Origin of the sequence: Thalassococcus profundi (assembly GCF_003344785.1) — a bacterium.
GTDB lineage: Bacteria > Pseudomonadota > Alphaproteobacteria > Rhodobacterales > Rhodobacteraceae > Puniceibacterium > Puniceibacterium profundi.
Map to the genome: position 1 here is coordinate 1 of NZ_QPMK01000003.1, position 17292 is coordinate 17292.

Sequence of the window (17292 nt, forward strand, 5' to 3'; positions counted from 1 at the left end):
GCGCTGGGCTGCGCCGGGGCGGCGCGTGGCGAGGCGGCCCGTGGAGCSGGTTCCTCGGGGCGGGGTTCCGGCCGGAGCGAGGCGGTCGGCGCATGGCGCGGTGCAGCGGGGCCCGTGTCTGCCAGCGGCGCGTCCGGCTGTGGCATTTGCATGGCCAGCGCGGGCGCCTGCCGTTGCGGCGCGGTGTCGCTCTGTCCCTCGGATTGCGGGAGGGTCGGTGCGGGCAGACCCGGCGTCGCCGGGGCCGTAGGCGGGCCGGAGGCGATGCTCCGCGGGGCGGGTAGCCGTGTATCGGCGCTCGGGGCGGTGTCGCGGGGCGGCGAGGCGAGCGCCTCGGACCGCGGCGCGCGCGGTGCCGGGTCCGCCATCGGTGACATCGCCGGTGCGCTGTCCGGCGGAGCGGGCGTCGCACGCTCGGCCACCGTTGCGGTTTCCGGCGGCTGCTCCCACTGCCGGGCGAGCGCCGCCAGGTGTTCGGGAGCGGCTTGCAGCGTCACGCTGGCCGCGCCCTCGTCGCCCCCGGAGGCACCGCCCGCGTCACCCTGGGACATGCCGAGCGCCGCAAGGTGCAGCGCGCCGGCGATGCCCAGGAACACCACCGCTTCGGCCAGCCGGATCATGGCGCCCCCGGCAGGGTGACGATCTGCACTGTGTCCGCTCCGGCCTCTTGCAGGTCCCGCAACAGCCGCGCCAGCGCCACCGCCTCCAGCGCCGCGTCGGCATGCAGGTTGACCGGCCCGGCCTCGGCTGCCGCGCGTACCGCCGCATCGCCGCGCAGGTCGGCAAAGGCAGTCTCGCCGCTGGCGGATATATAGAGAGGGGCCGCCTCGTCCGGCGTGTCGCCCGCCGCTTCGGGCAGGCTGATGCCGAACGGGTCCGGCGGCACGATCTGCGCGGTCATCAGAAAGAAGATCAGCAGCAGGAAGACCACGTTGATCATCGGCACGACCGGCTCTGACGCGCGGCGGCGCGGTGTCGGGGCCACGAGAGGCGGACGGCGTCGGATCATCGGCTACTCCACCACGCTGAGGCCGGTCAGCCCGGCGGCGCGCAGCTGCGTCATGAGGTCGAGCAGCGCCTGCACGTCTGCCCCCGCCTCGGGGCGCAGCAGCACCGGGTCGGTGGGGGTCTGCATCAGTGCCAAGAGCGCCGCGGGCAGGGCGTCGGCAGCGACCGGCTGGCCGTTGAGCAGCAGCGTGCCGGGCCGCAGGGTCACCAGACGGGGCGGGCCGGACCAGTCGCCGCCGCTTCCTGCGATGCCGGTGCCGATGGCGTCGGGCGCGCCGAACCGGGCGGCAAGCATGAAGAACACCAGCAGCAGGAACACCACGTCGATCATCGGCGTGAGGCTGGGCCTGCGGCGGCGCTGGGGCTGCGGCAGCGACAGCATCAGGCGGCCAAGGCGGCAGCGGGCGTGTTGAAGAGCCGCGTCGCCATGTCCTCGAAATCATGCGCGAGGCCGTCGGCGACGCTGTCCAGCCAGCTCAGCGCCATGGAGGCGGGAATCGCCACACCCATGCCCGCGGCGGTGGTCAGCAGCGCCTCCCAGATGCCGCCGGCGAGCGCCGCGGGATCGGCCCGCGCGCCGGTGTCCTGCAACGCCTGGAAGGCGTCGATCATGCCCAGCACCGTGCCCAAGAGGCCGATCAACGGCGCGATGGTCACGATGAGGTCGAGCGCCCGCAACCCTTCGCGGGCATCGCGCAGGCAGGCGCGGGCGATGCGGGCGCATTCCTCGCGGGCGGCCTCCGGATCGCCCGCGCGCAGGCCGGTCATGGCGGCGCGCAGCACACGGGCGCGCAGGCCGCTGCGGCCTTGGAGCATCGCAAGCGCGGCCTCGGGATCGGCGGGCCAGCGCGCCAGCGCCGCCTCTGCCGGGCCGCGGCGCCAGGCGCCCATGCGCGACAGTCGCCAGAGCTTCCACAGGATCAACGCCAGTGTGATCACCGACAGCGCCGCGATGACCCAGAGCGCCGGGCCGCCGAGGTCGAGAAGCTGCGAGAGGGGGGTCAGCATGGGCCGTCCTTTCGGATGATGGCGCAGAGCGCGTCCAGCCCGTCCGTCAGCGCGGCCGGGCCGGGTTGCAGGATGAGCGGCGACTTTATCTCATGAATCCGGCCCGATTTCACCGCCGGGATCGCGTCCCAGCCGGGGCGGGCCGTCAGCTTGTGCGGCGCGAATTTCTTGCCGCACCACGATCCGATGATGATGTCGGGGGCCGCCTTGATGACATTGGCGGGATCGGTGATGCGGTCCTTCGCGGCCTGTTCGCCCGCGAGGTGGCCGAAGCAGTCGGTGCCGCCCGCGATCTCGATCAGATCCGACACCCATCCGATTCCGGTGATGATCGGGTCTTCCCATTCCTCGAAATAGACTTTTGGCGGGCTGGCAAGAGGTCGGGCGCGAAGGTCGGCCAGCCGGGTCTCATAGCCTGCCGCCAGCGTGTCCGCTGCTTCGGCGCAGTCCATCAATCGCCCGAGGGTGCGGATCATCCGCAGGATGCCCGCCACGTCGCGCTGGTTGAAGGAATGGACCTCGATGCCCTGACGGATCAGGTCGGCGGCGATGTCGGCCTGCAGGTCCGAGAAGGTCAGCACGAGATCCGGTTTCAGCGCGACGATCTTGGGCACATCCGCCGAGGTGAAAGCGCCGACACGCGGCTTTTCGCGGCGCACGCGGGGCGGGCGCACGGCATAGCCGGTGACGCCGACGATGCGATGCTCCTGGCCCAGCAGGTAGAGCGTTTCGACCGTTTCTTCGGTCAGGCAGACGATGCGGCTTGGTCCGGTCATGGCAATACGTCCAGCGGCTGGAAGAGAGGGCCGTCCTCGGTCTGGAGCACGCGGGCCCGCAGGTGGAAGACGCGGGCGAGGTTTTCCGGGGTCAGCACCTCTGCGGGCGGGCCGTCGGCCACCAGCCGCCCCTGGCTCAGCAGCAGGAGCCGGGTGCAGTAGCGCGCCGCAAGCGACAGGTCGTGAAGCGAGGTGAGCACGCCGCGCCCCGCCTTGGCGAGATCGGAAAAGACACCCAGGGTGGCCAGTTGCGCGGCGGGGTCCAGCCCGGCGATGGGTTCGTCCGCCATCAAGAGCGGCGTGTCCTGCGCCAGCGCGCGGGCGATGAGCACGCGGGCCTGTTCGCCGCCCGACAGCTCGGTCGCCGTGCGCTGGCGGAACCCGGTGAGGCCGGTGCGCTCCAGCGCGCGGTCGATGGCGGCCTGGTCCGCATCAGAGACGCGGCCCGAGCGCGGCAGATGCGGCAGGCGGCCCAGCGTCACGATCGCCTCGACCGGCATCGGCCAGGCGATGGCACGCTCCTGCGGCAACCAGGCGGCGGTGCGGGCGCGGGTGCGCGGGTCGGACAGGCTGCTGTGGCCGTCATGCGGCAGGAGGCCGAGCGCGGCGCGCATCAAGGTGGTCTTGCCCGATCCGTTCGGGCCGATAAGGCCGACGCATTCTCCGGGCGCGATGCCGAAGGACACGTGGTCGACCACCGGACATTGCCCGCGCCGCACGGTGAGGGTCTGCACGGACAGGAGCGTCACAGGATCTCCCTCCGTGTCTTGTATATGAGGTGCAGGAAGAGCGGCGCTCCGATGATCGCCATGACCACGCCCAGCTTGAGGTCCTTCGACGGCAGCACAAGCCGCACGGCAAGGTCGGCGGCCAGCACCATCGACGCGCCGCCCAAGGTCGAGGCCCCGAGCAGGGTCGAGGGCCGCGCGCCGGTCAGCGGGCGCAGCAGGTGTGGCACGACAAGGCCCACGAACCCCACCGCCCCGGTGACGGCAGTGGCCGCGCCCACGGCGGCGGCGGTTCCGCCCAGCAGGCGCAGGCGCAGGGTGGTCAGCGACACCCCGAGCGATTCCGCCGCGTCCTCTCCCAAGGTCAGCGCGTCGAGGCCGCGGCCCAAGGTGGCCAGCAGCACCCAGCCTACGGCCATCACCGGCAGGGCCAGGGTCACGTGGGTCATCGACCGGTCGGCGACCGATCCCATCAGCCAGAACATGATCTCGTAGGCGGCGTAGGGATTGGGTGACAGGTTCAGCACCAGCGAGGTGAGCGCGCCGGCGAGCGCCGAGATGGCGATGCCGGCGAGGATCAGCGTCAGCGACGCCCCGCGCGGCCCGGCGAGCATCAGGATCAGCCCCACCGAGCCCAGGGCAAAGGCCAGCGCCATCAGCGGCAGCGCCAGGGTGAAGAGCGCGGCGATGCCGGTTTGCAAGGCAATCACCGCGCCGAGCGCGGCGGAGCCCGAGACGCCGATCAGCCCGGGCTCGGCCAGCGGGTTGCGCAGGTAGCCCTGCATCGCGGCACCCGAGAGGCCCAGCGACCCGCCGACCAGCGCCGCCAGCAGCGCGCGGGGCAGGCGGATTTCCTGCATGATGAGCACGGTCAAAGGATCGCCGAGGCCAAAGAGCGCGGGCAAGCTGTTCCAGGGGGTCAGCGCCGCGCTGCCGATGCAGAGCGAGGCGGTGAAGAGCGCCAGCAGCAGGGCGGTGAGGCTCGCGAACAGCGTCATTGCGCCGCCTGCCAGTCGCGGCGCATGTCCCGCAGTTCGGCCAGCGCATCGAGCAGGGCCGGAGTTTCGCAGACCCAGTTGGCGCCGTCCGACAGCTGCCGCAGCGCGCCGGTGTCCCGAAGCGCCGGGTGGTCGAGCAGCGCCGTCGCCTCGGAATGGCCGCTGTAGGGCGCGCCAACGAGGATGAGATCGGGGTCGGCGAGGATCAGCTCTTCGAGCGGGAGCGTGCGGCCGTAGTCCTCGGTGACGATGTTGCGCAGGCCGGCGCGGGCGATGAGCTGGCCCGACAGGGTGCCCGGACCGGCGCTGGTGCCGCGCGGGCCGTAAAGCGCGGTGCGGGGCAGCGGTGGTTCGGCATCCGACAGGGCGGAGAGGCGGGTGTCGAAATCGGCCAGCAGATCCGCAGCGGCCTCTTCGCGGCCCAGCAGCGCGCCCATGCGGGTGATGTTGGCGCGGGCGTCTTCGAGCGACGAGACCGGCGCGAAGCGGGCGACGGCGTAGCCCAGCCGTTCGAGCATCGACAGGCTCGCCTGCGTAGAGAACGTGCCCGCAAGGACAAGGTCGGGATCGAGCAGCACGACCTCTTCCGCCTTCCCGGTGTTGACCGGCACGTCCTGCGCGCGGTCGGCATAGGCCGAGGTGCGCGGGTCGCGGGCGAGGGAAGACACCGACACGAGCTGCTCCGGTGCGGCCAGCAGCAGCGCCAGCTGGTCGGTGCAGACGTTCAGAGACACGACACGGCGCGGCGCGTCGGCCAGCGCCGCCGCACCGGTCAGGACCAGCGCGGCGGCAAGCGTTATGCCCTTAGAAAGAGGCACGGAGACCGAAATAGGCGGCGCGGCCCGAGGTTTCGTAGCCCGGGATCGGCTCGTAGTCGGTGTCGAACAGGTTCTCGACGCGGACATAGGCATCGACACCGTTGTCGAAGGCATAGCCGAGCTGTGCGTTGACCACGGTGTAATCGTCCACTTCCTGCGCGGTAAAGCCGGTGGCGCCGAAGGTCGCCGGCAGGTCGGCCCTGCGTTGCAGGCTGGCGGCGGCGCTGAGGCGGTCGGTGATGTCTGCCGAGACGCCCAGATCCAGCGCATAACGCGGCACGCGCTGCAGCGGGTCGTCATTGGAATCGCGCGCGTCGGTATAGGTGAAGGCACCGGTCAGGGTCACGCGGTCGGTGACGGGCAGGCTGCCCGACAGTTCCAGCCCCTTGGAGACCGAGGTGCCCGACACCTGGTTGTAGGCGGTGGTGTACTGGATCAGGTCGTCGATTTCTGTATAGAAGAATGTCGCCGTGACCGTGGCGCCGTTGGCATAGCTGTGCTCAACGCCGAAATCGAAGCTGCGGCTTTGCTCTGGATCGAGGTCCGGGTTGGCGCCGAACGGGCCGAACAGTTCGTTGAGCGCAGGCGCGCGGAAGCCGTTGGCGAGGCTCGATCGGACGGTCAGGCTGTCGGTCGCGCGCCAGCTCAGCGCGGCGCGGCCGGTCGTGAAGCCGCCGAATTCGGAATTCTCGTCGTGGCGCACCGACAGGGACAGGTCGAGGTCGGGGGTTGCCGCGTATTGCGCTTCGGCAAAGAGGCCGCGCACGATGACGTCGTCATCGGTAAAGCTGTCGGCGGTTTCGCGCGTCCAGTCGGCGCCGAAGGACACGGTCAGGGCGTCGGTCGCCGTCCAGGTGCCGTTGTAGCCGATCTTGTCGCGTTCCCCTTCGAAATACGGGGTGAAGGACAGCGGCGCCTCGCGTTCGGTGGTGAAGCGCGAGATGTCGAATTCGTGGAACACCGCGCCGGTCTGCGCCTCCACATAGGCGCGCAGGCCGCGTTGCAGCGTGTCGCCGGTGTTGGCGCCGGGGTCGTAGTCGAACTTGGAATCGAAGGCAAAGCCGGTGAGGCCGACCTTCACATCCGGGGTGACCCGGTAATAGGCGTCGAAGGAATACTGCCCGCCGGCAAAGCCGTCCTTTTCGCTGTCGCCGGAAAAGGCGCTGATGCCGTCGGTGCGCACCCGCGATGCGGTGACCGCGATACCGGCGTTTTCGGTGGCGGCACCGAAGCTGAGCGTGGCGCTGGCGGTGCCGAAGGACCCGACCTCTGCGGCGACCGATCCTTCGCGGCCCGGCGCGTCGGGCGCGTCGGCGGCGGTGAGGGCGATCACGCCCGCGACCGCCTCGGAGCCGTAGAGCGCCGATTGCGAGCCCTTGACCACCTCGACCCGGCTGATGCCGCCGAGAAGGGTGTTCTTCCAGTCGAAACTGGTCTGGGTGGCCGAGGGGTCGGAGATGTCGATGCCGTTCAGCAGGACCGGCGCGTATTTCTGGTCGAGGCCGCGCAGGCGGACGTAGTTGGCGCCACTATAAGAGAGACCCGCCGGGCCGTCGGGTTGGGTGAAGGTCACGCCGGGCGTCCGCGAGATGACCGAAGACAGCGAGGCGCTGGGGGTCTTTTCGATCTCGTCTTCGTCGATGATGTCGACGGAAGTGCCGGTGCGCGACAGCGGCGTGTCGGTCTGGTTGGCGAAGACGGTGATCATGTCGAGGTCCATGACATCCTGCGCCGCGGCGGGCAGGGCGGTCAGGGCAAGGATCGACACGGAAGACAGGATACGATGCATGGGATGCTTTCCGGGCTTGGGCCGCGATGGGCGGCCCTGGACTTGATGGTGCCTTCGGAAAGGGACGGCCCCCTCCGCAGACGGTGAAAGAGTGCCACCACTACGGAGAACCGTTGCCCGGACGCGCCCCGCGTCCCGGAAGGGTGATCATCCTGGCAGGTCTCCTGACTTGCGGGTCGTCGCATGTGTCGGGCCTTCCCGGGGTTGTCCCCAGTGGCATGTTCCGACCACGCTCGCCGCTCACAGTTGCGGGGGCAGTCCCGGAGTAGCGAAGCCAGGCCCCGCGCACCGATGTTCCCTTTTCACCGGACGTCGCCACCCGGAACCAAGATGCGCCGGGGGTAGACCTGCGCCGGATCAAAAGCAAGTGCGATTGCGACGGGATGGCGCACGCAGGCGGCGCGTGTGGTGCCATGGGACGCGATGGGACGGAATGGGCCGAGGCCATGGGAATGCATGGGAGCCACGTGGAGCGCAGTCGCGACGCGGCGGGAATCGCGGGGCGACTTGGCAGATTCGAATCGAATTTCGGGGTTTTTGTGCGACTCCCGCTCTGCTAAGCACGGAAAACCGCCGGCAGTGGCAGATTTTTTGGGAAACCGTGGGACTTTTTTACGAAGCTCAGAAAATACTATATATAGATAAAATTCTTGTAATCTACGCAAGGTATTCCAAAAAGCCTGTGGATAAGCCCCCAAGATGTGGTTTTCAGGGGTGGCTCGAAACAACATCTCGTGCCGATTTCCCATAAAAAACAGTTGCCACCCATGAATTCCCATGGCATCCATAGTCCATCGAATGAGAGGCGGGAAAGACGAAGGGGTCCCCAAGAACCCCGACGGCAAACTCCCAAACCAAAAAAAGAAAACCGGCAGGTTTCATACAGGCCCCGACTTTCATCGAACCAAGAGATCCGGCGCGCGGGCGAGCAGACATCCCCCCAGGTGGCGCGCGCAGTCGGACATCCCCGCACAGCGGGACGAGGGCGGCGGGTTGATCAGTGGCAGCGGATCAACCCGTCGTTTTCATTTCAGGGGGACTAAACAAGGACTTACGGGACAGTGGGTCGCAGGTTCAGAGGTGAAAGCCACCACAAGGTGGATGCAAAGGGCAGGGTGTCCATCCCGGCCTCTTTTCGCCGTGTACTGGAAGCGTCCGACCCGAACTGGACCGACGGGCTGAACCCCGAACTGGTCATCGTCTATGGCGATCACCGCCGCAAATACCTGGAATGCTACACGATGGAAGCGATCGAGGAGGTGGACTCCAAGATCGACGCCCTGCCGCGCGGCTCGAACGAGCGCAAGATGCTGCAGCGGCTTTTCCACGGGCAGAGCTTTCCCACCAACGTGGATGAAACCGGGCGGCTGGTGCTGCCGGCAAAGCTGCGGTCCAAGATCGACCTCGAAAGCGAGGCGTTCTTCATTGCCAACGGCGACACCTTCCAGATCTGGAAGCCCGAGACCTACGAGGAAGAAGAGGTCGCCAAGACCGAGGAATGGCTGGACGAGCTGCCGGAGGACTTCGATCCTCTGAGCTTCCTCGATGGCGTTCAGGGGGGCTAGGTCATGGCGACCGAGGCGCATACCCCGGACCGCAAACCCCATGTGCCCGTCCTGCTGCGCCCGCTTCTGCGGGCGGTTGCGCCTGTAGAGGGGGTCTGGATCGACGGCACCTTCGGCGCGGGCGGCTATGCGCGCGGATTGCTGGAGGCAGGGGCCGACAAGGTCATCGGCATCGACCGCGACCCGCTGGCGCATCGGATGGCCGCGGACTGGATCGGCGATTTCGCCGGGCGTCTGGAGTTGGCCGAGGCGAATTTCGCCGAGATGGACAAGGTCGCCAGCGGCGTCGATGGCGTGGTGTTGGATCTCGGCGTGAGCTCGATGCAGCTGGACCTGGCCGAGCGCGGTTTTTCCTTCATGCGCGACGGGCCGTTGGACATGCGGATGAGCCAGGACGGGCCGTCGGCGGCGGATCTGGTGAATGAGGCGGGCGAAGCGGAGCTGGCGAATATCCTGTACGTTTACGGCGAAGAGCGCGCCTCGCGCCGGATCGCCAAGAGCATCGTCCGCGCGCGGGCCGAGGCGCCGATCACCCGCACGCTGCAACTCGCGGAGCTGGTGGAATCCTGCCTGCCGCGGTCGAAACCGGGCCAGAGCCACCCGGCGACGCGCAGCTTTCAGGCGCTGCGCATCGCGGTCAACGACGAATACGGCGCGCTCTACCAAGGCCTGATGGCCGCCGAGCGGGCGCTGCGCCCCGGTGGATTGCTGGCGGTGGTGAGCTTTCATTCGGTCGAGGACCGGATGGTCAAGCGCTTCCTTCAGGTGCGGGCGGGCCAGACCGGCAATGCCAACCGCTACGCCCCTGTTCTCGAAACGGAAAAACCGCAGTTCGACCTGGTTACGCGCAAGGCGGTGGGACCGGACAAGGACGAGCTGGATGAAAATCCAAGGGCGCGCTCGGCCAAGCTGCGGGTCGCGCGCCGCACCGATGCGCCGGCCGGCGAGGTCGACGCCGCTGCCATTGCCACGCCGCAGATAAAGGGGACACGCTGATGCGGACGCTGCTCTATATCGCCACCTTCATGGGGGTGATCGGTCTGGCCTTCTGGGCCTACCACGAGAATTACAAGACCCAGGCGACGCTGTCCAAGGTGGAGGACCTGCAACGCGAAATCGGCGCCGCGCGCGAACGGCTAGCGGTGCTGCGCGCCGAATGGGCCTACCAGAACCGCCCCGACCGGCTGCGCGACCTCGCGGAGATCAATTTCGAGCGCCTGGGCCTTTTGCCGCTGCGGCCCGACCAGTTCGGACGCATCGACCAGGTGGCCTACCCGGCCCCGCCCGAGATCGAAATCACCAACCCCGTCGACGTCTCCAGTTCAGGAGCCCTTGAGCCATGATCCGCACGCCTCTGCGCCCGCTGGCGCGCATCCTCGAAGCCCGCCGGAACGGCGAGAATCCCGATGCCATCGAACGCGAGAACCTGCGCATCCGCCACGAACAGATGCGCGACCGCGCGCGGATGCGGGCCGAGGGGCGGCTGCTGGTCATGGGCATGCTGTTCTTCTGCGCCTTCGCGGTCGTCGGCCTGCGCATGGGCATGCTGGCCGCCTCCGAACCGCAGGAGCCGCGCGCCCAGGCCGCCGGCGCCTCGATCGTCGCGCAGCGCGCCGATATCGTCGACCGGCGCGGGCGGATCCTCGCCACCAACATGGAGACCCACAGCCTTTACGCGCATCCCCAACAGATGATCGAACCCGAGCGCGCCGCGGCTGCGCTGGCGGCGATCTTTCCCGACCTCGACGAGGAAAAGCTGCTGAAGGACTTCACCGGCAAGCGCAAGTTCCTGTGGGTTCGCAAGAAACTCAGCCCCGAGCAGAAGCAGCTGGTGCATGACATCGGCGAGCCGGGGCTGCTGTTCGGGCCGCGCGAGATGCGGCTTTATCCCAACGGATCGCTGGCCGCGCATGTGCTGGGCGGATCGAGCTTCGGCCGCGAAGGCGTGCATTCCGCCGAGGTGATCGGTACCGCCGGGATCGAGAGGTTCTTCGACGAGGAGTTGCGCAACCCCGCCCGCGAAGGCGCGCCGCTGGAGCTGTCGCTGGACCTTACCGTGCAGGCGGCGACCGAACGGGTGCTGCTGGGCGGCATGAAGCTGATGAACGCCAAGGGGGCCGCGGCGGTTCTCATGGATGTGCATACCGGCGAGGTGATCTCGATCGCGTCACTGCCGGATTTCGATCCCAACGACCGCCCGCGTGCGCCGACCCAGGGCAGCCCCAGCGACAGCCCGCTGTTCAACCGCGCGGTGCAGGGCGTCTACGAACTGGGCTCGACCTTCAAGATCTTCGCCGCGGCACAGGCGATGGAGTTGGGTCTTGTCCATGCCAACACGGTGATCGACACATCGCCGCCCTTTTCGGTGGGCGGCCACCGGATCGGCGAGTTCAACGGCAAGAACTACAAGGACCAGACCGTCGAGGGCATCATCGTGCATTCCTCGAACCGCGGCACCGGCAAGCTGGCGCTGGCGATCGGGCCGACGCGGCAGCAGGCGTTCCTGAAATCGCTGGGCTTTTTCGAACCGACCCCGTTCGAGATCGTCGAGGCCAAGGGCGGCGCGCCGCTTCTGCCCTCGAAATGGACCGACCTGAGCACGGTGACGATTTCCTACGGTCACGGCATCAGCACCTCGCCCCTGCATCTGGCGGCGGGTTATGCGGCCATCGCCAACGGCGGGCGCGTGGTCAAGCCGACGCTGCTCAAGCAGCGCGGGCCGCAGCTGGGCGACCGGGTGCTGTCGGAAGCCAACGCCGCCGCGGCGCGGCTGATGCTGCGCAAGGTGGTGACCGAGGGCACGGCGAGCTTTGGCGAGGTGCCGGGCTACCACGTCGGCGGCAAGACCGGCACGGCTGACAAACCCAAGGAGCGCGGGGGCGGCTACTATTCGGACAAGGTCATCGCCACCTTCGCCACGATCTTTCCCGCGCACGATCCGAAATACACCCTGATCGTGACGCTGGACGAGCCGGTCGAGACCTCGGGGTCGAAGCCGCGCCGCACCGCCGGCTGGACCGCCGTACCGGTCGCCGCCGAGATGATCGGGCGCATCGCCCCGCTTCTGGGCTTGCGTCCAGAGGTCGAACCGGGGCAAGTGGCGGGCATCGTTCTGACGGGGAACTGAACCAGCCTTTCCCTGTCGGAAAGAGGCATTCGGGGCATAACACCGCCATGGGGGAACGATGCGCGATCAGGTGAAATCCTTGGCAGACCTGGGTCTGACGGCCCGAGCGGGCCGCGAGGCGCGGGTCACCGGCCTTGCGGTGGACAGCCGCGAGGTCCGGGACGGCTTTCTTTTTGCCGCGTTGCCGGGCACGCGGGTGCATGGCGGGGAGTATATCCAGTACGCCCTGCGCATGGGCGCGGCGGCGATCCTGACCGATGCCGAGGGCGCCGAGATCGCAAGGGCCGAGCTGGCCGTGTCGGACGCGGCGCTCGTCATCGCCGCCGATCCGCGCCAGGCGCTGGCCTATACCGCGGCGCTGTGGTTCGGCGCGCAGCCCGACACGGTGGTGGCGGTGACCGGCACCAACGGCAAGACCTCCGTGGCGACCTTTGTCCGGCATATCTGGCAGGAGCTGGGGCTGCGCGCGGTCAACCTGGGCACCACAGGGGTCGAGGGCGACTGGCAGGCGCCCCTGAAGCACACGACGCCCGAGCCGATCACCCTGCACCGGATGCTGGCGGGTGCCGCCGAGGCCGGGGTCGATCACGCGGCGATGGAAGCCTCGTCGCACGGGCTGGAGCAGCGGCGGCTGGACGGGGTGACGCTGAAGGCGGCGGGGTTCACCAATTTCACCCAGGACCACCTGGATTACCACGCCAGCTTCGACGACTACTTTGCCGCCAAGGCAGGGCTCTTTGCGCGGGTGCTGGGCGAGGATGGCACCGCGGTGGTGAACATCAACGACGCCCGCGGCGTCGACATCGCGGCCATTGCGCAGGCGCGCGGGCAGACGCTGATCACCGTGGGCGGGGCCGAGGGGGCGGATCTGTGCCTGATGGCGCAGCGCTTCGATGCGACGGGGCAGGAAATCCGCATCCGCTGGCAGGGCCGCGTGCGGCAGCTGCGGCTCAACCTCATCGGCGGCTTCCAGGGCGAGAACGTGCTGCTGGCCGCGGGCCTGGTCATCGCCTGCGGCGCCGAGGCCGATCAGGTCTTCGACATGCTGCCGCTTCTGGGCACCGTGCGCGGCCGGATGCAACTGGCCGCGACTCGCGATAACGGGGCCGCGGTCTTTGTCGACTATGCCCATACGCCCGACGCGGTGAAGACCGCGCTCTCGGCGCTGCGCCCGCATGTGATGGGCCGGCTGGTGGCCATCGTCGGCGCCGGCGGCGACCGCGACGCGGGCAAGCGCCCGCTGATGGGGCAGGCCGCGACCGAGCATGCGGATCTGGTGATCGTCACCGACGACAATCCGCGCACCGAGGACCCCGCCGCCATCCGCGCCGCGGTCATGGCCGGGGCACCCGGGGCGACCGAGGTGGGCGACCGGGCCGAGGCGATCCTGCGCGGTGTCGATGCGCTGGAGCCGGGCGATGCGCTGATGATCTGCGGCAAGGGCCACGAGACCGGGCAGATCGTGGGTGAAACGGTGTTTCCCTTCGACGACGCGGAGCAGGCCAGCGTCGCGGTGGCGGCGCTTGACGGGAAACTGGCGTGAGCGGGGCGGAGCGGTACGCCCGGTTGACGCGCCGGAGCCTCCGGCGGGAGGTTTATTGGCAAGATGAAGCGGGGACTCGGAGATGACCCTTTGGACGCGGGACGAGGCGGTGGCGGCGACGGGCGGCAGCTGCGGGCCGGACTGGCAGGCCTCGGGCGTGTCGATCGACACGCGGACCTTGCAGCCCGGCGACCTGTTCGTGGCGCTCACGGCGGCGCGCGACGGGCATGAGTTCGTCGCCCAAGCGCTTGAAAAGGGTGCGGCGGCGGCGCTGGTGAGCCGCGTGCCCGAGGGCGTGTCCGCGGATGCGCCGCTCTTGCTGGTCGACGACGTGCAGGCGGCGCTCGAGGCGCTGGGTGTGGCGTCCCGCGCGCGAAGCCGGGCGCGGGTGGTGGCGGTCACCGGGTCGGTGGGCAAAACCTCGACCAAGGAGATGCTGCGCACGGTGCTGGGCGCGCAAGGCAGGGTGCATGCGGCCGAGGCCAGCTACAACAACCACTGGGGCGTGCCGCTCACGCTGGCGCGGATGCCGCGGGATGCGGAGTTCGCGGTGATCGAGATCGGCATGAACCATCCTGGCGAGATCGCGCCGCTGGCGCGCATGGCGCGGCCGCACGTGGCCATCGTCACCATCGTGGCGCCGGCGCATCTGGCGGCCTTCGAAAACCTCGAGGGCATCGCGCGGGAAAAGGCGTCGATTTTCGAGGGTCTGGAGCCCGGCGGCACCGCGATCGTGAAAGGCGATCTGGAGACATCGGAATTGATGGTCGGCCTGGCGCGGGCGCGGGCGGGCCGGGTGGTGACCTTTGGCGAGGCGCCCGCCTGCCATCACCGCGCCACGGAGGTGCGTATCGGCGATGCGGTCACCGTGGTGCATGCCCGGGCCTGGCGCACGCCGCTGCTTTACAAGGTAGCCGTGCCGGGGCGGCATTTCGCCGTCAATGCGCTGGCGGTCATCGCCGCGGCCGGAGCGCTGCGGCTGGACCGCGCGCTGGTTCTGATTGCGCTGGGCCAGTGGCATCCTGGCGCGGGGCGCGGGCAGCGCGAGGTGATCTCGCTCGACCTGGTCGACACGCGCATGACCCTGGAGCTGATCGACGATGCCTACAACGCCAACCCCGCCTCGATGGGGGCAGCGCTGGAGGTGCTGGCGGCGGCGGAAGTGACCAACGACGTCGGCCGCGTCAGCCGCGGGCGGCGGATCGCCTACCTTGGCGACATGCGCGAGCTGGGCCGCACCGAGGCCGACCTGCACGCCGAGCTGGCGGCGCTTCCGGCGATGGTGCGGATCGACCGGGTGCATTGCGCCGGGCCGTTGATGCGGCACCTTTACGATGCGCTCCCCGAAGAAAAGCGCGGCCGTTGGGTCGAAACGGCGCGGGAGATGACCGAGGGCGTCGCGCGCGAGCTGGATGCCGGCGACGTGGTGCTGGTCAAGGCCAGCCTCAGCATGGGGCTGGGCGCCGTGGTTGACGCGATCCGCAAAATGGGCCAAGGCGCGGCCCCGTACGAGACCTGAAGGAACCCCGAGCGATGTTGTACTGGCTGACCGAATTGTCCGATGGCGGGGATGTCTTCAACCTCTTTCGCTACATCACTTTCCGGGCGGGCGGGGCCTTCCTGACGGCGCTGGTCTTCGGATTCATCTTCGGGCCGCCGCTGATCAACGTGCTGCGGCGGCGCCAGGGCAAGGGCCAGCCCATCCGCAGCGACGGGCCGGAGGGGCATTTCATCAAGGCCGGTACGCCGACCATGGGGGGGCTGCTGATCGTGGGGGCGCTGCTGACCTCGACCCTGCTCTGGGCGCGGCTCGACAACGCTTATATCTGGATGATCCTGTTCGTCACCATGTCCTTTGCCGCCATCGGCTTTGCCGACGATTACGCCAAGGTGCGCAAGCAGACCTCGGCGGGCGTGTCGGGCAAGGTGCGGCTGCTGCTGGGCTTCATCATCGCCGGGGTCGCCGGGTTCTGGGCCGCGACCTATCATCCGGCGGAGCTGAGCTATGAACTGGCGCTGCCGGTCTTCAAGGATACGCTGATCCACCTGGGCGTGCTGTTCATCCCCTTCGCGATGATCGTCATCGTCGGCGCCGCGAATGCGGTAAACCTGACCGACGGGCTTGACGGTCTGGCCATCATGCCGGTGATGATCGCGGCCTCGACGCTGGGTGTCATCGCCTACGCGGTGGGCCGGGTCGATTTTACCGACTACCTCGACGTGCATTACGTGCCGGGCACCGGCGAGATCCTGATCTTCACCGCCGGGATCGTCGGCGGAGGCCTTGGCTTTCTGTGGTACAACGCGCCGCCGGCGGCGGTCTTCATGGGCGACACCGGGTCGCTCGCCTTGGGCGGCGCATTGGGGGCCATCGCGGTCGCTACCAAGCACGAGATCGTGCTGGGCGTCGTCGGCGGACTCTTCGTCGTGGAGGCACTGTCGGTGATCATCCAGGTGCTCTATTTCAAGCGCACCGGCAAGCGCGTGTTCCTGATGGCGCCGATCCATCATCACTACGAGAAAAAGGGCTGGGCCGAGCCGCAGATCGTGATCCGGTTCTGGATCATTTCGCTCATCCTCGCGATCATCGGTCTGGCCACGCTGAAAGTCCGCTGAGGTGGCGGCGGGCCGCTCTGCAGGCAAGAACACCGCCTCCGGCAAGGAGATGTCCAGCCACGTGACGCCTGATGGGATCGAGGTGCCGCAGCTTGGCGGCGCGGCGCGGCCCGGGCTGTGCACCGATTGCGGCGTGTCGCGGATGGGCGACGGCAAGGCCTGCGGGCGCGCCTGCCAGTTCATTCAGCCCGATTATCCAGCATTGGAACGCACGGTGCACGGCCGCGAAGCGGGTGCCGAAGGCGACGAGGCGTTCTTCGGTGTGACTTTGGCCATGCACCGGGCGCGGCTGTCGCCGCCCGCGGAGCGCGCGCAATGGACCGGGCTGACCACGGCGCTGGCGGCGGACATGCTGCGCAGCGGCGCGGTGGAGGCGGTGCTGGCCACGGCACCGGACCCGGAGGACCGCTGGAAACCGCTGCCGGTGCTGGTGACCGAGCCGGACGCGATGGCCGCCTGCCGGGGAATGCGCATGGGGTTCGGCCCGCTGCTGGCGCTGCTGGAGCCTGCGCGCGCCGCCGGATACAATCGTATCGCCGTGGTGGGCATCCCCTGCCAAGTCTACGCGCTGCGGGCGCTGGAGGCGGAACTTGGGTTCGAGGCGATCACGGTGATCGGCACGCCCTGTTCCGACAACACTACGACGGCCCGGTTTCATGAGTTTCTTGCGCGGCTGGACGACCGGCCGGAGCGGATTTCCTACCTCGAGTTCCGCGCCGATTATCGCGTTGAGCTGCGCTTCGACGATGGGCGCAGGCCACGGTTCATCCCGTTCCTGCAGCTGCCTTTGTCGGACCTGCCGGCGGATTTCTTCCCGATGACCTGCAAGACCTGCGTGGATTACACGAACCGGCTGGCGGACATCACCGTGGGCTACATGGGCGGCGACGGCGATCAGTGGGTGATCCTCCGCAACCAGCGCGGCGCCGATGCCTGGGCGCAGCTGGGCGCGCGGGCACAGGTGCGTTCGCTCACGGACAAGGGCAAGCGTGAAGGCGCGGTGCGGGGGTTCCTAGCCAACACCGAGCGCGCGGCGGGCGGGCTGCCGCTGCGGCGGATGCCGGGCTGGGTGCGGCCCATCGTGGCCTGGCTGCAGCCGCGGATCGGGCCGCGCGGTCTCGAATTCGCGCGGGCGCGGGTGGAGATGAAGGCGATCGAGACCATCCTGCACCTGCGGCGGGTGCATCCGGCGCGGGTCAAGAACATGGTGCCGGATCATGTCTGGCGGATGGCGGCGCGTTATGGGCTGGCCCCCCACGACGGCGAGCGGCGGGATTGTGACCCGCCGCCGGAATGAGGTAACGCTTCGGCACGGG

16 protein-coding genes, 1 pseudogene and 1 riboswitch are annotated in these 17292 nt (G+C 68.9%); of the genes and pseudogenes, 8 read left to right on the top strand and 9 right to left on the bottom strand.

From position 1 onward, the window contains the following. From DU478_RS04285 to DU478_RS04325, 9 genes and pseudogenes are all read right to left on the bottom strand, one after another. Positions 1 to 620, bottom strand: a pseudogene (locus DU478_RS04285) (hypothetical protein); the annotation flags it as partial. After that, positions 617 to 1009 (bottom strand): ExbD/TolR family protein, encoded by a 393-nt coding sequence (locus tag DU478_RS04290; RefSeq protein WP_114509720.1) that lies wholly within the window; start codon positions 1007 to 1009, stop codon positions 617 to 619. The pseudogene DU478_RS04285 and the gene DU478_RS04290, both read right to left, overlap by 4 nt. 3 nt (positions 1010 to 1012) lie before the next feature. Then, on the bottom strand, positions 1013 to 1390 hold the full coding sequence (locus tag DU478_RS04295) for an ExbD/TolR family protein (protein WP_114509721.1): 378 nt from the start codon (positions 1388 to 1390) through the stop codon (positions 1013 to 1015). Continuing rightward, positions 1390 to 2016, bottom strand: a complete 627-nt coding sequence (locus DU478_RS04300; RefSeq protein ID WP_114509722.1) for a MotA/TolQ/ExbB proton channel family protein — start codon at positions 2014 to 2016, stop codon at positions 1390 to 1392. The genes DU478_RS04295 and DU478_RS04300 overlap by 1 nt, the downstream gene beginning before the upstream one ends. Next, positions 2010 to 2792, bottom strand: coding sequence for a cobalamin-binding protein (locus tag DU478_RS04305; protein ID WP_114509723.1), 783 nt, complete (start codon positions 2790 to 2792; stop codon positions 2010 to 2012). Before DU478_RS04305 ends, DU478_RS04300 begins: the two co-directional genes overlap by 7 nt. Next, on the bottom strand, positions 2789 to 3541 hold the full coding sequence (locus DU478_RS04310; protein WP_114509724.1) for an ABC transporter ATP-binding protein: 753 nt from the start codon (positions 3539 to 3541) through the stop codon (positions 2789 to 2791). The genes DU478_RS04305 and DU478_RS04310 overlap by 4 nt, the downstream gene beginning before the upstream one ends. Continuing rightward, positions 3538 to 4518 carry a FecCD family ABC transporter permease gene (locus tag DU478_RS04315; protein ID WP_114509725.1) on the bottom strand — a complete coding sequence of 327 codons (981 nt, stop codon included), beginning with the start codon at positions 4516 to 4518 and terminating at the stop codon, positions 3538 to 3540. Before DU478_RS04315 ends, DU478_RS04310 begins: the two co-directional genes overlap by 4 nt. Continuing rightward, a complete protein-coding gene (locus tag DU478_RS04320; protein ID WP_233501107.1) occupies positions 4515 to 5336 on the bottom strand; it encodes an ABC transporter substrate-binding protein in 822 nt (273 codons plus the stop codon). The genes DU478_RS04315 and DU478_RS04320 overlap by 4 nt, the downstream gene beginning before the upstream one ends. After that, a complete protein-coding gene (locus DU478_RS04325; RefSeq protein ID WP_114509727.1) occupies positions 5323 to 7125 on the bottom strand; it encodes a TonB-dependent receptor plug domain-containing protein in 1803 nt (600 codons plus the stop codon). Before DU478_RS04325 ends, DU478_RS04320 begins: the two co-directional genes overlap by 14 nt. Before the next feature lie 137 nt (positions 7126 to 7262). After that, a riboswitch (cobalamin riboswitch) is annotated at positions 7263 to 7470 on the bottom strand. Between the two features lie 716 nt (positions 7471 to 8186). Between DU478_RS04325 and mraZ the strand changes: the two genes are divergently transcribed. The 8 genes from mraZ (at position 8187) to DU478_RS04365 (ending at position 17273) form a co-directional block, all read left to right on the top strand. Continuing rightward, positions 8187 to 8690: a division/cell wall cluster transcriptional repressor MraZ gene (gene mraZ, locus DU478_RS04330; RefSeq protein WP_114509728.1), complete on the top strand. Its 504-nt coding sequence runs from the start codon at positions 8187 to 8189 to the stop codon at positions 8688 to 8690. A gap of 3 nt (positions 8691 to 8693) precedes the next feature. Next, positions 8694 to 9686: a 16S rRNA (cytosine(1402)-N(4))-methyltransferase RsmH gene (gene rsmH, locus DU478_RS04335; RefSeq protein ID WP_114509729.1), complete on the top strand. Its 993-nt coding sequence runs from the start codon at positions 8694 to 8696 to the stop codon at positions 9684 to 9686. Next, positions 9686 to 10033 carry a cell division protein FtsL gene (ftsL, locus tag DU478_RS04340; RefSeq protein ID WP_114509730.1) on the top strand — a complete coding sequence of 116 codons (348 nt, stop codon included), beginning with the start codon at positions 9686 to 9688 and terminating at the stop codon, positions 10031 to 10033. The genes rsmH and ftsL overlap by 1 nt, the downstream gene beginning before the upstream one ends. Next, positions 10030 to 11817, top strand: a complete 1788-nt coding sequence (locus tag DU478_RS04345; protein WP_114509731.1) for a peptidoglycan D,D-transpeptidase FtsI family protein — start codon at positions 10030 to 10032, stop codon at positions 11815 to 11817. Before ftsL ends, DU478_RS04345 begins: the two co-directional genes overlap by 4 nt. A 58-nt stretch (positions 11818 to 11875) precedes the next feature. Then, complete coding sequence (locus tag DU478_RS04350) at positions 11876 to 13360, top strand: UDP-N-acetylmuramoyl-L-alanyl-D-glutamate--2,6-diaminopimelate ligase (RefSeq protein ID WP_114509732.1); 1485 nt, start codon at positions 11876 to 11878, stop codon at positions 13358 to 13360. Positions 13361 to 13442: 82 nt separating this feature from the next. Then, positions 13443 to 14879, top strand: a complete 1437-nt coding sequence (locus tag DU478_RS04355) for a UDP-N-acetylmuramoyl-tripeptide--D-alanyl-D-alanine ligase (RefSeq protein ID WP_114509733.1) — start codon at positions 13443 to 13445, stop codon at positions 14877 to 14879. Positions 14880 to 14893: 14 nt separating this feature from the next. Continuing rightward, positions 14894 to 15976, top strand: a complete 1083-nt coding sequence (mraY, locus tag DU478_RS04360; RefSeq protein ID WP_114509734.1) for a phospho-N-acetylmuramoyl-pentapeptide-transferase — start codon at positions 14894 to 14896, stop codon at positions 15974 to 15976. A gap of 49 nt (positions 15977 to 16025) precedes the next feature. After that, positions 16026 to 17273, top strand: a complete 1248-nt coding sequence (locus tag DU478_RS04365) for a Coenzyme F420 hydrogenase/dehydrogenase, beta subunit C-terminal domain (protein ID WP_114510215.1) — start codon at positions 16026 to 16028, stop codon at positions 17271 to 17273. Positions 17274 to 17292: the final 19 nt, after the last annotated feature.

Coding starts and splice junctions, on each gene's coding strand:
- DU478_RS04365 (WP_114510215.1), top strand. CDS start 16,026: ATGTCCAGCCACGTGACGCCTGATGGGATCGAGGTGCCGCAGCTTGGC.
- DU478_RS04355 (WP_114509733.1), top strand. CDS start 13,443: ATGACCCTTTGGACGCGGGACGAGGCGGTGGCGGCGACGGGCGGCAGC.
- DU478_RS04300 (WP_114509722.1), bottom strand. CDS start 2,016: ATGCTGACCCCCCTCTCGCAGCTTCTCGACCTCGGCGGCCCGGCGCTC.
- DU478_RS04345 (WP_114509731.1), top strand. CDS start 10,030: ATGATCCGCACGCCTCTGCGCCCGCTGGCGCGCATCCTCGAAGCCCGC.
- DU478_RS04305 (WP_114509723.1), bottom strand. CDS start 2,792: ATGACCGGACCAAGCCGCATCGTCTGCCTGACCGAAGAAACGGTCGAA.
- DU478_RS04315 (WP_114509725.1), bottom strand. CDS start 4,518: ATGACGCTGTTCGCGAGCCTCACCGCCCTGCTGCTGGCGCTCTTCACC.
- DU478_RS04290 (WP_114509720.1), bottom strand. CDS start 1,009: ATGATCCGACGCCGTCCGCCTCTCGTGGCCCCGACACCGCGCCGCCGC.
- ftsL (WP_114509730.1), top strand. CDS start 9,686: ATGCGGACGCTGCTCTATATCGCCACCTTCATGGGGGTGATCGGTCTG.
- rsmH (WP_114509729.1), top strand. CDS start 8,694: ATGGCGACCGAGGCGCATACCCCGGACCGCAAACCCCATGTGCCCGTC.
- DU478_RS04350 (WP_114509732.1), top strand. CDS start 11,876: ATGCGCGATCAGGTGAAATCCTTGGCAGACCTGGGTCTGACGGCCCGA.
- DU478_RS04325 (WP_114509727.1), bottom strand. CDS start 7,125: ATGCATCGTATCCTGTCTTCCGTGTCGATCCTTGCCCTGACCGCCCTG.
- mraY (WP_114509734.1), top strand. CDS start 14,894: ATGTTGTACTGGCTGACCGAATTGTCCGATGGCGGGGATGTCTTCAAC.
- DU478_RS04295 (WP_114509721.1), bottom strand. CDS start 1,390: ATGCTGTCGCTGCCGCAGCCCCAGCGCCGCCGCAGGCCCAGCCTCACG.